Annotated in this window: 10 protein-coding genes and 3 pseudogenes; 1 reads left to right on the top strand and 12 read right to left on the bottom strand. The window is 41.0% G+C overall.

The features are described from left to right. Positions 1-341: 341 nt before the first annotated feature. On the top strand, positions 342-1,199 hold the full coding sequence (locus NSQ71_RS07325; RefSeq protein ID WP_066248002.1) for a mechanosensitive ion channel family protein: 858 nt from the start codon (positions 342-344) through the stop codon (positions 1,197-1,199). A gap of 97 nt (positions 1,200-1,296) precedes the next feature. Here NSQ71_RS07325 and NSQ71_RS07320 read toward each other — a convergent pair whose 3' ends face one another. From NSQ71_RS07320 to NSQ71_RS07265, 12 genes and pseudogenes are all read right to left on the bottom strand, one after another. Further along, positions 1,297-2,424, bottom strand: coding sequence for an N-acetyldiaminopimelate deacetylase (locus NSQ71_RS07320; protein WP_066248000.1), 1,128 nt, complete (start codon positions 2,422-2,424; stop codon positions 1,297-1,299). Between the two features lie 49 nt (positions 2,425-2,473). Next, complete coding sequence (dapD, locus tag NSQ71_RS07315; RefSeq protein ID WP_063386845.1) at positions 2,474-3,184, bottom strand: 2,3,4,5-tetrahydropyridine-2,6-dicarboxylate N-acetyltransferase; 711 nt, start codon at positions 3,182-3,184, stop codon at positions 2,474-2,476. Positions 3,185-3,258: 74 nt separating this feature from the next. Further along, positions 3,259-4,131: a LysR family transcriptional regulator gene (locus NSQ71_RS07310; protein WP_063386844.1), complete on the bottom strand. Its 873-nt coding sequence runs from the start codon at positions 4,129-4,131 to the stop codon at positions 3,259-3,261. Between the two features lie 90 nt (positions 4,132-4,221). After that, the gene (locus NSQ71_RS07305; RefSeq protein WP_094245559.1) at positions 4,222-5,727 is read right to left on the bottom strand and encodes an MDR family MFS transporter; all 1,506 of its coding nucleotides are present in this window, start codon (positions 5,725-5,727) and stop codon (positions 4,222-4,224) included. A gap of 183 nt (positions 5,728-5,910) precedes the next feature. Further along, complete coding sequence (gene cbpB / locus NSQ71_RS07300) at positions 5,911-6,366, bottom strand: cyclic-di-AMP-binding protein CbpB (RefSeq protein ID WP_340733520.1); 456 nt, start codon at positions 6,364-6,366, stop codon at positions 5,911-5,913. Positions 6,367-6,584: 218 nt separating this feature from the next. Beyond that, complete coding sequence (abbA, locus tag NSQ71_RS07295) at positions 6,585-6,776, bottom strand: antirepressor AbbA (RefSeq protein ID WP_066247994.1); 192 nt, start codon at positions 6,774-6,776, stop codon at positions 6,585-6,587. Between the two features lie 1,052 nt (positions 6,777-7,828). Next, positions 7,829-8,842 carry a FecCD family ABC transporter permease gene (locus tag NSQ71_RS07290; protein ID WP_327848640.1) on the bottom strand — a complete coding sequence of 338 codons (1,014 nt, stop codon included), beginning with the start codon at positions 8,840-8,842 and terminating at the stop codon, positions 7,829-7,831. Continuing rightward, a pseudogene (locus NSQ71_RS07285) lies at positions 8,842-9,405 on the bottom strand (FecCD family ABC transporter permease); the annotation flags it as partial. The gene NSQ71_RS07290 and the pseudogene NSQ71_RS07285, both read right to left, overlap by 1 nt. Positions 9,406-9,613: 208 nt before the next feature. Continuing rightward, complete coding sequence (locus NSQ71_RS07280; RefSeq protein WP_327847978.1) at positions 9,614-10,987, bottom strand: IS1380-like element ISGsp2 family transposase; 1,374 nt, start codon at positions 10,985-10,987, stop codon at positions 9,614-9,616. A gap of 97 nt (positions 10,988-11,084) precedes the next feature. Then, positions 11,085-11,528 (bottom strand): annotated as a pseudogene (locus NSQ71_RS07275) (iron chelate uptake ABC transporter family permease subunit); the annotation flags it as partial. Between the two features lie 83 nt (positions 11,529-11,611). Continuing rightward, positions 11,612-12,528 (bottom strand): annotated as a pseudogene (locus tag NSQ71_RS07270) (iron-hydroxamate ABC transporter substrate-binding protein). Then, on the bottom strand, positions 12,479-13,324 hold the full coding sequence (locus NSQ71_RS07265) for an ABC transporter ATP-binding protein (RefSeq protein WP_066247988.1): 846 nt from the start codon (positions 13,322-13,324) through the stop codon (positions 12,479-12,481). Before NSQ71_RS07265 ends, NSQ71_RS07270 begins: the two are co-directional and overlap by 50 nt. Positions 13,325-13,478: the final 154 nt, after the last annotated feature.

The raw sequence follows: 13,478 nt of genomic DNA, 5'->3' as shown, positions 1-13,478 counted from the left end.
CTCCATTTTAAAATTTTATTTTAAAGGAAACTTTTTGATCGTTTCCTTCAAAAACAAATGAGAATGAATTGAGTATTTTCTCAATATCCTTCCTCCGATTACTATTATATATAACAACAAAATTTTAGTCAATTTTAAGTAATAATTAATTTAAATAATCTGTTTTACATTTTCATTGCGGTGAAGAGAACAATAATACTATTTCCAATTTTCGCCGCTATCATTAAAAAAATGTAACAATCATTGAAAATTCCTTTTTCTATGCTAAACTTTCAACTGTACATTCAGTTTAACACGATCCCGTCAAATAACCAAATGATTGGCTTGAAAAGAAAGGGGAAATGGTTTTGAACTTTTTTGAATCTATTGATTGGGCTGATCTGGCTTTAAAATCAGGAGAAGTTTTGGCCAAGCTTATTGGAATTTACATTGCATATATTATCGTCAAATCAATCGGCAATAAAATTATTCACAAAATGTTTGAGGGGCTTGAGAATCGGAAGGAAATTTCCACCACGCGGGCTAAAACGCTGCAAACATTAGTTTTGAATTTCTTTCATTATGCCCTGTTTTTCATTTTTATTGTTACCGTTTTTCAAGTGTTTGGCTACAATGTCACAGCGCTTTTAGCCGGGGCTGGGGTTGTTGGTCTTGCGATCGGCTTTGGAGCTCAAGGGCTCGTCAGCGATGTTGTGACAGGATTTTTCCTTCTCCTAGAAAAACAACTTGATGTTGGAGATTATGTCACTACAGGCAATTATTCAGGCATTGTGGAAGCTGTCGGTTTACGAACGACGCAAATCCGAGGCTTTGACGGCACATTGCATTATGTTCCAAACAGGCAGATTGTCGGCCTTTCCAATCATTCAAGAGGAAATATGCAAGCCCTTGTTGATATCAGCATATCGTATAATGAAGACTTAAATCGGGTCATGTCCATTCTTCAAGAAGCTTGCGACCAATTTGCAAAAGAAACTGAAGAAGTTGTGGAAGGTCCGGACGTTTTAGGCGTGCAAAATTTCGGCACGTCTGATGTGATCATCCGCATCATCGCCAAAACGAAAAACATGGAGCAGTGGGCTGTTGAAAGAAAGCTCCGGAAACGGCTAAAAGAAGTGCTTGATGAAAACGGCATCGAAATTCCGTTCCCTCATCAAGTGATGATTCATAAGAACGAGCAGCAAAAGGAAAGAGGATGATCTCTCATCCCCTTTCCTTTTTAATTATGACTTCGTGTTTGTATAGAACGTATTTCTAATTTTTTTCTCTTGCTTTATGCAGGAGGCTATGAATCTTCTATTTATTGCCTTTCCATTCAAAATATTGACAAATAAGATCGACCGCTTTAAAGATTGCTTGTTCATTTGGTGAAAGCTTCGCATGATGAAGTCCGTAAGGAGAATCAACTCCAAGCCAAAACATAAATCCCGGAATTTTCGCCAGCATATAGCCGAAATCTTCCCCAGTCATCGCTTCTTTGCATACGTGGAGTTGAACTTCTGTTTCATTCTGGACAAACTCCATAAATTCTTTTGATAACGCTTCATCATTCCACACTTGATAATACATCGAACCCCAGTCAATTTCTGCTTTGCATTGGTAGCCGATTTCTATACCTTTGACCATGTCTTCAATCCGCTTTTTCACTTTTTCCATCGATTCGACAGAAAATGTGCGAATCGTTCCTTCCAATCTGGCATGATCGGCAATTATATTTTGTATCGTGCCGCTTGCAATTTTTCCAATGGTAATTACAGCACTTTCCAAAGGATCTATATTGCGGCTAACGATGGATTGCAGCTGGGTGACAAGGGCGCAAGCAGCGACGACCATATCATGTGTCGTGTGCGGAAAAGCGGCATGGCCTCCCTTCCCGGTTAAATCGATAAACAACTCGGACGTATTGGCAAAAAGTAGTCCAGGCTTCATTCCGATAGTTCCAACCGGAAGCTCCGGAGCAATATGAAGCGCAGTGATCATATCCGGCATCCATTGTTGCATAATCTCGCTGTTTAGCATCGGCTCTGCACCGCCAGGCCCTTCTTCTGCCGGCTGAAAGATGAATAGCAGATCATCTTGAATCGGATGATAGGCGAAATGAGTTAAAACCCCCAAAGCGATCGTCATATGAAAGTCGTGACCGCAAGCATGCATCAAGCCTGGATGTTCTGATTGAAATGAAAGCCCCGTTTTTTCTTCAATCGGCAATCCGTCAATATCTGTCCGGTAGGCTATCATTTTTCGAGGATTTGTTCCATGGACCTTCACGAAAATACCTGTTCTCCATGTTTTCACTTCAAGCCTTTCGTTCGGCAGCGAATGAATATAATCTAATAAATATTTTTGTGTTTTATGTTCTTGAAATCCGAGTTCAGGTATTTTGTGCAAATCACGGCGAATGGCAATAAGCGCATCCTTATTCATATGAGTCCCCTCCTAAAGGATAAGCGTGGACGCTGTCCACGCTTCGAATTTAGAGCTGCCGCAATTCTTGCTTAATTTCAATTTTCGCTTTCGTTTTTTCGTCAATATCTTTAATTTTTTTCGCAGGAACACCTGCAACAACTGTGTACGGTTCAACATCTTCCACTACAACAGCACCAGCTGCAACAACCGCGCCTTTTCCTACTCTTACACCTTCTAAAATGACGGCGTTTGCTCCGATCAAAACATCATCTTCGATTACGACAGGTTTTGCAGAAGGCGGCTCAATTACACCAGCTAAAACCGCTCCGGCACCAATGTGGCAGTTTTTACCAACCGTTGCACGGCCGCCCAATGTTGCATTCATGTCAATCATCGTTCCTTCACCAATGACGGCGCCGATATTGATCACTGCCCCCATCATGATGACCGCATTATCGCCGATTTCCACTTGATCACGGATGATTGCACCTGGTTCAATTCTCGCTTTTACGCCTTTTAAATCAAGAAGCGGGATCGCTGAGTTCCGGCGGTCATTTTCAACAACATAGTCTTCAATTTTATCTTTGTTTTCTGCTAGTGCTTGTTCAATTTCAGACCATTCTCCAAAGATGATGCCTGTGTTTCCAGTAATAAATGTTTTGGACTGTTCTCCAAAGTTGATTCCTTCTAATTGACCTTTTACATAAACTTTTACAGGAGTCGTTTTTTTACTGTTTTGTATAAATGAAATAATTTCGTTTGCATCCATCATTTTCATCGTAATACTCCTCTCTGTTTTTCTGTACCCCCATTACTGTATCAAAGAAAAGAATCAATTGACAAGCAAATTTATCATTCATTAATAAATTGATGGACGATTTCCATAAACGCCTGCACTTGTTTAAGCTTTAACGATGATTCATGCCCGATCAACCAAGTATCCCTTTTAATCGGCTTTCCTTCATGATCAATGAGCGGCAGTCGAAAGATCGAACCATCCTTTTCATCAATGCTGACAGAAGGCAAAATCGCAAAACCGATACCATGATACGCCATTTGCTTGCACGTCTCGATCTGATCAACGACAATTGTCCTTTTTGGCGGGTTTTTAAATTGCCTGTGCCACCATTCTTGTATTTCTTGATAGTATGTAGAATCACTTTTAAATTGAATAAAAGGCCGCTCTGTGTGTACTAAATCATCGATGCTTTGAATTTCTGTGTCAACTAAATACAAAGTATCTTCCAGCAAATGCTGTTTAAACCCTTTCCAATCAGGGTTTCCGCGTATGATTCCGATATGAATATCATCTTCATATAAACATTTTAATATTTCGCTTGACCACCCGGTTATAAGTGAAATTTCCGCCTGAGGGTATTTTTGTACATATTTTTTCAAAACTTTTGGAAGCCAGTGCTGGCCGATTATAGATGCCACTGCAAGCTTTAACGTCCCGTACACTTCTCCTTCCAAAACAGAGATTTCCTCTCTTACCTTCTCTTCCTTTTCAATCATTTCTTTTGCAAACTGGACAACTTTTTCTCCTGCCGGTGTAAGAGTCAATCCCTTTTGTGAGCGCAAAAAAATTTTAAATCCCCATGCTTTTTCGATCGACTGAAGACGCTGCGACAAAGCAGGCTGGGAAACAAAAAGTCGGTCAGCCGCTTTTCTCATATTTTTTTCTTCAGACAAAGTCACAAGGATTTGCAATTCCGAAATTTGCATCGCTAAACCCTTTCCTTAGTGGATTCAATAGTTCAAAAACATTATAAAATATTTTTGCTTTTCCGTCATAACAAGTTTAGCAAAAAACATTCATTTTAATTCTCTCTTCGGAAGAAAGAAAATAAAAAGAACGCTCAAAATTGCTAATAAAAAGACGACGAAATAAACATGGTGAAGAGCAATGCTCAAACCAGACTCAAGAACCTCTTTTATAGGACCGGAAAGATCTGATTCTGGATTCAATAGGTTGTTGGCCGAATCAATGTTTAAGTTTTTTCCAGCACTATGCTCCTCCAAATATGTTTGCAGCTTGCTGTTTAAAATCCCGCCGAGCAAAGCGGCGCCTACGGTGTTGCCGAGATTTCGCATAAACATATTGGTGGCGGTGGCAATTCCGCGTTCTTTCCAATCAACCGCCGATTGAATCGATACAATGAACGAGGTCGATGTCAGCCCCATTCCGACGCCGAGTAAAAAAGAGCCGATCATAGCGTGAACAGGTCCGTCATCTGCTGAAAGCATAACAAAGACAAGACTGCCGGCCAATAAAAAAATGCCTCCTAAAATTGATGTGGCGCGAAAGCCGGCTTTTAAATAAATTCTCCCCGCTACTGTTGAGGCAATCGGCCATCCGATTGACATCGTTGTCAGCGTGAATCCAGCCACCATTGCCGATTTTCCCATAACACCTTGCACAAATGTCGGCAAAAAGGTGGAAATGCCCATAAGCATCATCCCGGTCGTCAAGGACGTTACATTCGCAAGCAAAATGGAGCGATTTTTCCAAAGCGAAAGCGGCATCATCGGATCATCGGCCCGATTTTCCTGAAAAATAAACAATATAAAGAAGCAGCATGCAACAGCTAATAACGCCGCAACCTCCCAGGAAGTCCAAGACCAGCGGACTCCTCCTTCGACAAGGACGATCATCAACAAGCTGATCGCAATAAGCATGAACATGGCGCCTGCATAATCAATGCTCGACTTTTTCTTATCAATGCGTTCATTCAAAAACAGACCGATTCCTGCCATTGATAAAATGCCTAAAGGAACATTCACCCAAAATACAAACTTCCAGCTTATGTACTCAACGAACAAGCCACCTAAAACGGGACCGATTATTGCAGAAATTCCCCATACACTGGACAAATATCCTTGTATTTTGGCTCTTTCTTCTACTGTATAAATATCGCCGACAATTGTTGTGGCGACTGGCATCACAGCTCCGGCTCCAATCCCTTGTATAAATCGGTATATAATTAAAGTTTCCATCGAATCGGCGAGACCGCAAAGCACAGAGCCAATTAAAAAAATAATGATGCCAAAAGCAAAAATCGGTTTTCTTCCAAACAAATCCGCCAATTTACCATATATTAAAATCGTTACGGAATTCATTAATAAATAGGAAGAAAAAATCCAGCTATATTTTGAAAAACCGCCAATTTCTGCGACAATGGCAGGCATTGCTGTGGAAACGATCGTTGCCTCAACTGCAGCCATAAACATCGCCAGCATGACGGCAGCTAAAACGAACGGACGCTTTGTTTCTTTATGGTCTAGTTTTCCCCTATCTTTTTCAATAAGCGCCTCTTTCATCACGATCACCTCATTTGAAAATCACTTTCAATCGTTTGTAAGCATGAATTCATTTTGCCATAGCATTCGCATTCGTTCAATTGCTTTCCCAAAAAAACAATATCTATATTTTCATTATTTGAAGGTTGGATGGATTCGAAACTATTGAGCCAATATGAAATAAAAACGCCGGCAAGGGCGTTTTTATTTGGGAAACCTGGAATTTAATATCATTAGTTGTTTATAGAGCTTTTTTAAGATGACCCTTCTTGTAAAAATCCCCTCTAAAACACCGTCCTCATTCGTTATACATACAAACGTATGATTAATAACGAGCTTCAGCGCCTTCATCCAATCATCCGATACATTCAATCTGGAAACATCTTTGTTCATTACTTCTTCTACTTTCATATTTTGCAAACGCTCAAATTCGATTCGTTCCAATCCTAAAATTGAATCCATGATCAAATTCGTCGTAATCAGCCCGTGCAAGCGATATTGAGCATCCAAAACCGGAACAGCTGTATAGCCTGTTTTCGTCAACACTAATAATGCATGCTCTAAGTTATTTCCCATTTGGACATGAGCCACTTTATCTGCAGGTATCATCAAATCTTTAATCGAAATATTTGTAAATTCTTCAGAAAAAACTTTTGTCATTCGTTTCTTCCTCTCACTTTGACATTTCATTTTAATCATAACATATGATCTGGAAAATGTGTTCCATTTACCAAAAAGAAACTTCCTATTTTATGATATCATTATGTAAGCGTTTTATCACGCGATAAACTTACATTTCTGCGAAAAGCGATACTCTTGTAAAGAACATCGTTCAGATGCCTCTCACACTCAAAAACTGGTCCTCACAAGGATACAGGTTACGTATGCGAACGGATTTTGTCATATAGCTCCACTAATTTTTTGTATGTACATAAATCAAACTCTTTTTTTCCGCATTCAATATCATTGATTTCGCTCACAACCAATTCAATCGCAAAATGATTGCGAAACAAAATTGCGACAAGCAATTGCTTTTCTTCTAGAGACAATACCGGTTGAACAGCTCGCATCGTTATTCATCCTCCAGTGCCTTCATTTTAAAAAACATCCTAACCATAACATATAATGAGCAGCTTTAAAATTATGTCGAAATTTGCTTACATCATGAAAAATAATATTCCTTTTTTCGCAGCTTTCAATTACAAGAAGCTGGAAATCGAATCAGAAGCCCGAAGCTGGAGCATGTGCAGATTGTTTTTTGTTTAATTAACCAAGTCGATTAAATGACATCACCGTTCGAACCGCTGCATTCAGTTCCTCTGGCTCCGGCAATTGTGTTTATTTACACTGATTCTAAATGATAGATACGTTTCTTCGCCAATAAAGGTTGGAACTGATGCGAGGGCTTCTCCCCTTTGAAACCGTATGCTCTCTCTGTTATATGAAAAGATTTGATTGAAATGAAATAGGAAACATGGACCCATTGCTCAATAAATCGCATGAACTTAAGAGCATCTTTGAGGCGGAAGCGAACAATGAAGCCAGCCAAACTTTCTCAAAAATAGTTGAGCTAGAGCAAAAGATCATGTAGAGCTGTATTTCCGTTCATTCTCTACGTCAGACAGCTCGAATTAGGACAAAGAGTTGAAAGATGCTAATCAATGCGTCATTAGGTGGGAAAAATGTTCAATTTCCAATCATCACAGTTGAAGCTCTTGGAGACAAAAATACTCTTTATGAAAGGCTGCACATAAAACGAAGAAGAAAAAGAAGCTGTCATTACCTTCAGTAAAATGTTCGATCAACTGCCAAACTTCTTGAATTCTGCTAAAAAATGAGCATTTAAAGAGAGTCTATGAGGCAAACTTTTTCACACTGACAAAGGCAGGAACGGCGGAGGGAAATTTCAGCCCTCCTGCCGCCCAATTTTTATTAAATAAGGCATCAATTTGCCTTACTTCCAGCAGATGTATTACGAGTATCATTTAAGCAAATAGATGCCGTCTAGCTAAAAAAGGATGAACAGCCAGCCGACACATAGGAGTAATGGAAGATTTCTAAATAATTACTATCAGCTATTTTATTCCTTTCCTCATTCTTTTCTAAACGAAATGTGCCTCGATTATGATGATTTTTTCAATAAAATATAGATAAAGTAGGGCGCCCCGATTAAAGCTGTCATAATGCCCGCTGGGATGCCGTCCGGAAGTGCGATGTTTCGCCCGATTGTATCGGCTAGTAGTAGAAGCCACCCTCCCAACAAAATCGCAATCGGAAGATAAAGTTGATTGCGGGGACCAATCAGTGACCGTGCTAAATGGGGTGCCAAAAGACCGATAAACGCTACACCTCCCGTTACAGAAACCGCAGCTGCGGCAAGCCCGACAGCAGCCAATAGAAGCGTAATTCGCTCCCTCTCAATCTTCAAGCCAACCCCGACAGCAGAAGAATCGTTTAAACTTAATAAATTTAATTGTTGAGCTCTGAAAGCAATAAACGAAATCAAAATGACAATCCAAGGTAAAATTGCCAAAATAAACGGCCAATCTGCCCCCCAAACGTTCCCTGCCAGCCATTTGGCGATAAAATCAACTTTTTGCCGTTCTGCAGAAGAAATAATGACGATCATGGTTCCTGATAAAGCCATGGCGAAGCCGACACCGATAAGGACTAATCGAACGGGGTTTAAACCGGCATTTCGATCATAAGAAAAAACGTAAATAGCCCCTGCCGTTAAAAGAGCGCCGATAAAAGCTGCGACTGGCAGTAAATACACAAATGAGCCGACATCAATTGGAAAAAATAAAAAGAACACTGCAATAGCTACTCCTGCTCCGGCATTAATCCCAATGATCCCCGGCTCAGCCAAATCGTTTCTAGTAATATCTTGAAAGATCGCCCCGGAAACCGCCAAAGCCATTCCTGCCAATAAGGTCACAATGATCCGCGGCAAGCGGACGGAAAATAAAACGAACTCCTCTTTAAACGTCCCGTGGCCGAGAATAGTTGGAAGCAGACGATTCATCGAGACGGAGGAGGTGCCTAATCCCATTCCGATGATGGCCGTTGCAGCAATTAAAAGAATCAGAACAAGTATGATCAGCCGCTGCTTTTTTACAATTGCCGGATGTATGATCATGTGATAGCTTTCCCCCTTTTTTGCACAATGAACAGGAAGAAAGGCAAACCTAAAAAGGAAACAATGGCCGCCACTGGTGTTTCGTAAGGAGCATTAATCGTTCTGGCAAGCGTATCAGCGATTAATAAAAAGCAGGCGCCGAATATCGCAGAAATTGGGAGAATATAACGATAATCGGCCCCTACGACCGAACGGACGATATGCGGAACCATTAAACCGATAAATGCCATATTCCCAACAAGGGCTACAGATGCACCAGTAAGCAATATAATGATGATAAACAGCACCATTTTTATTTGTGCCGTTTTTTGTCCTAACCCGACTGCCACTTCTTCATTTAAACTTACAATGGTCAGCTGCCTTGAGAAAAAAAGAGAAATGGTGATCCCAACGAGAGCAATCGGTATGAGGATCTTGAGCTGTTTCCATGTTGCACCGACAAGTCCTCCAGCTGTCCACATCGAAACATTTTTGTAAATATTAAAATATAAGCTGATTCCTTCCGCGACGGCAAAAAGAAAAGCAGACACAGCAGCCCCCGCTAAAACGATTTGAAAAGGACCTGAATCCGTGATGAATTGAAATCGACTTTGATTTTGTTGTAATTTTGATGGATTGATAATCCATAAAACCCTTTTTATGCTTATGACCTATGTCATCTCTATTTCCGAAAATGGAACAAATCTCTTTTTTAGGTATACGAACCAAAAAAATAGACAAAAAAGCACAGGGAGTGACGTTGGACATCAGTGCCCGAACATTCGTTCGTTATCTTGCCTCTCTCCATTTCTGATAGACGTTCAGTAGGGGCTCGCTATAGCCACTCCTTCGCGTCAGTTTCATCCAGATCTGTCGTGATCGACGGACGAGTCGCCCTGCCATCGTGATCACCGTCTGAATAATCGTCTTGATGCGGCGGCGTTTCACTTTGTGGTGCAACGGATGTCTCGGATCGCTTAATAGATCTTGTCCAATCAGACGAAGAAGATTGTAAACGAAGGCTCCCATGACCAACACGAGCGCATTCGTTTTCATCTTCCCAGATGGAAGCCGCTCTAAATCTAAGTCGCTCTTCAGTTCGCTATGAAACTGTTCGCATGTCGCATGGTCATGATACAACGCGAGCACATCGCTCATTCGAACATGCTCGTATCCTTTGAGCCGCACCCAATAGCTTTCCACTTCATAATCAGGAACGAGCATCAGCTGTCCATTGCGTTCCATCGTCCGTTCCGTCACTTGGGTGACTTGAACGTACGTATACGTGTTTCCATCGATCGCTGCCTTCTGTGGAAGGCATAGCTCATAGGTTTGTACTCCTTCGCTTTGTCCATCATCGACACGTTTGCCCTTTTGCGAAGCGATCTGGAACCAAAGCGCTGTCGATTCTCGGCGTAAGTTTCGCTTGATGACAAAGTCCACGTCTTCCTTTAGGCATACGTGCACATTCGCTTCTGCATCGTTTCCTGCATCCATGCGAACAAGCAGACGAGATGAAGTCAGTTGACGAGCTCGACGGATAGCGGTGACTAAAAACGAGGGCATGTTGTCTTGCACATGTTGTTTCCCTGGACGCAACTCGGCATGAACGAGATACCCTTCCTTCCCTGCATACGCAAACAACGGTGTAAAACCGTCAAATCCTTTATACGTTCGACTGACTCCTTCTTTTTTCGTATCGGAGTTGTCAAATGGGGAACCATCTATATCAAGGGGAAGCCATGTCGTCTTTCCTTTGGTCCAACAAGGGGACAAAGTGGCATGTCGTTGAATCAACAGACGTATGGACTCCTCCCAAAGAATCGTTTCGGTCATCGGAAGACAAGCGAGCTGATCGAGTCGTTGTCGCAAGGTTGGAGAGGAAGGCACGTGCTGAATCCCCATCGATGCCGAAAAGATATCGTCCTGACGATACGCTTCGATATGATCGAAATCCGTTTTTCCTGTGGCAAGCAAGCCAATCATCGAGCGAATGACATCGCTATGGGAAATGTGCACTTCTCGACGAACCGTTGGAAGCCGAAGTGCGTTTACCCGTTTATCCAGTTTCGTTCGATGGAGTAAGTAGCCAACGAGAGCAAGCCCAGCACTTGGGGTAATCGCTTCATCTGTCAATACAAACCGAATCGGGAAATCTTTCATCACATCACCTACTTGATGAAGAATCGTCAACGTCGTTTTCCCTTATCGTATCAACGGTTTGCGACCATTGTAAAGATGTTTTGTCACGGATTCAGGAAGGAGAAATCCTTCCTTTTTTTACCGCACCGATTCCAAAAACTAAAAAGGCGCCAGCTGCTGCTCCAATAAAACACACAATGGTCATACTAAAGTAATTTGCGTTTGGAAAAAGGGCAATTGTCAAAGCGAGTGCAGCATTTGCTCCGGCTGTCAGCCCTAATAATCCTGGATCTGCTAATGGATTGCGAGTCAATCCTTGCATGATTGCTCCGGCTACTGATAAAGAAGCGCCGACAAAAATAGCACCGACTTCGCGCGGAAGACGAATTTACCGAATCATATCAATCGTCTTACCAGCCGCATCTGTCGTTAGCGCCAGCCAAACATCTTTTACACTAGTGTCTGCCGCTCCAAACACCATCGCTAAAAAAAACGAACCAATCAGCAAAATGACTGCGAATATGAATTTAAAGAAAAATGAAGCGGAATCGTTTTTTAGCATACATCTCATCTCTTCTATTTTTCTATTTTATAGATGGAAAGAAGAGAAATTCATGCCTGCTGAATTTCTCTTCTTCTAATTACTTATTTTTTTCCAAGAAATTTTTCTCGAAAGAATTCAAGCTGATATTCCAATGTCAGTCGATCATTGAAATAAAATTCATTAGCATTTACTTCAAACACGCGATTGTTTTTGACAGCCGGTATGTTTTTATAAGTATCTGTTTCTTGGAAAGAGTTATCAGCATCCGAATACTTACTGACGATCAAATAATCCCCTGCAAAATCCGGAAGCACTTCAGTCGATAAAGCATAATAACCTTGTTTTAAAGCTTTCTCTTCCACTTTTTAGGCATTTTTAGCTTCATGGCTTGGTATAAAATTTCTGTTCCTCTTCCCCAGTTGTTCCCAAACACATATAATTGCTTATCAAAACTTTCAATGACTGAAACAGTTGCATCTTCCCCAATTTTCGCGCGAATTTCTTCTCCTGTTTCTTCAGCTCTTTTTTTGAAATCCTCGACCCACTCTCTTGCTTCTTTTTCCTTATTTAAAAGCTTGCCGATTTCTATATGCTGTGTTAAATAATCGACTTTTCCATAAGTAAACGTAACAGTAGGCGCTATCTTTTTCAGTTTATCTACATTTTTAATCGTCGATAATCCGATGATTAAATCCGGATTTAGTTCAATGATTTTTTCTAAATCTTCATCAGATACTTCTGCAACATCTTTCAATTTGTCTTTCCAGCGCGGATTCATTTTTGACCATGAATCAACACCAACGAGATTTACTCCTAAAGACATCACATCTCCGGCAAATGACGAGAGAACAACGACTCTTTTAGGATTAGCCGGGACTTCAACAGGACCGTTTTCCGATTGATATGTAATCGTTTCAGGTTTTTCTTCTTTCTTTTCAGCGCTGTCTTCCTTTTTATTACCACAAGCGCTAACTATGAGAACCAACAAGAACAGAATTGGAATAAGACGTTTTTTCATGTTTTTCTTCTCCTTTTATTAGATTGTACGTGATGCATATTGGTTTATCTGTTCGGGGATCCCGTCCTATTACAGCATCAATTTGAAATACTTCTTTCAGCACGTTGCAGTCGATTACTTCGTCACTCGTCCCGGCTTTGATAATTTGTCCGTCTTTCAACGCTATAATATAATCGGCAAAACGAGCTGCTTGATTGATATCATGAAGCACCATGACGATTGTCCGCCCCTGCTCTTTGTTTAACTGCTGTAGAAGCTCTAGTACTTCAAGCTGATGCGCCATATCTAAATAAGTGGTCGGTTCATCCAAAAAGATGATGTCCGTTTCTTGAGCAAGCGCCATCGCTATCCAGACACGCTGTCTTTGCCCGCCTGACAGCGCATTGACTGGCTGGTGTTTAAAATCGGCCGTTTTCGTAACTTCTAAAGCCCAGTTTATGACCTCAAGATCTTTTTTTGTTAATCTGCCGAAGCCTTTTTGATATGGGTAGCGGCCGTAAGATACAAGCTCTCCAACGGTAAGGCCGGCTGGACTTTCTGGTGATTGAGGAAGTATGGCCATTTTTTTCGCCAGTTCTTTCGTATCCTGCTTTAAAATACTCTCGCCATCAAGAATAATTCGACCGGATTGGTGCGGAATAATCCGAGTTATCGCTTTCAACAAAGTGGATTTTCCACAGCCGTTGGAACCGATTATCGTTGTAATTTTTTTATCTGGAATTTCAATTTTCATATCTTTCACAATCAGTCGATTGCCATAGGAAATTTGTAAACGATCTGTGTATAGGCGGATCATGGAAAACCTCCAATTTATTCCAAATTGATAATGATTATCATTTTCTTATACAAATATAATATAATACCACCCATTCTCCTTGTCAATTATCATTTTTTTTAGAGAATCGAGTAGGAGGGAGCGATTAACTCCCGTCCTCTCACACCACCGTACG

Origin of the sequence: Aeribacillus sp. FSL M8-0235, from assembly GCF_038000355.1 — a bacterium.
Lineage (GTDB): Bacteria > Bacillota > Bacilli > Bacillales > Aeribacillaceae > Aeribacillus > Aeribacillus composti.
Note: the sequence above shows the minus strand (reverse complement) of the source record. Positions and strands in the feature narration are given on the sequence as shown.

Coding starts and splice junctions, on each gene's coding strand:
- NSQ71_RS07325 (WP_066248002.1), top strand. CDS start 342: ATGGTTTTGAACTTTTTTGAATCTATTGATTGGGCTGATCTGGCTTTA.
- NSQ71_RS07320 (WP_066248000.1), bottom strand. CDS start 2,424: ATGAATAAGGATGCGCTTATTGCCATTCGCCGTGATTTGCACAAAATA.
- dapD (WP_063386845.1), bottom strand. CDS start 3,184: ATGAAAATGATGGATGCAAACGAAATTATTTCATTTATACAAAACAGT.
- NSQ71_RS07310 (WP_063386844.1), bottom strand. CDS start 4,131: ATGCAAATTTCGGAATTGCAAATCCTTGTGACTTTGTCTGAAGAAAAA.
- NSQ71_RS07305 (WP_094245559.1), bottom strand. CDS start 5,727: ATGAAAGAGGCGCTTATTGAAAAAGATAGGGGAAAACTAGACCATAAA.
- cbpB (WP_340733520.1), bottom strand. CDS start 6,366: ATGACAAAAGTTTTTTCTGAAGAATTTACAAATATTTCGATTAAAGAT.
- abbA (WP_066247994.1), bottom strand. CDS start 6,776: ATGCGAGCTGTTCAACCGGTATTGTCTCTAGAAGAAAAGCAATTGCTT.
- NSQ71_RS07280 (WP_327847978.1), bottom strand. CDS start 10,987: ATGAAAGATTTCCCGATTCGGTTTGTATTGACAGATGAAGCGATTACC.
- NSQ71_RS07265 (WP_066247988.1), bottom strand. CDS start 13,324: ATGATCCGCCTATACACAGATCGTTTACAAATTTCCTATGGCAATCGA.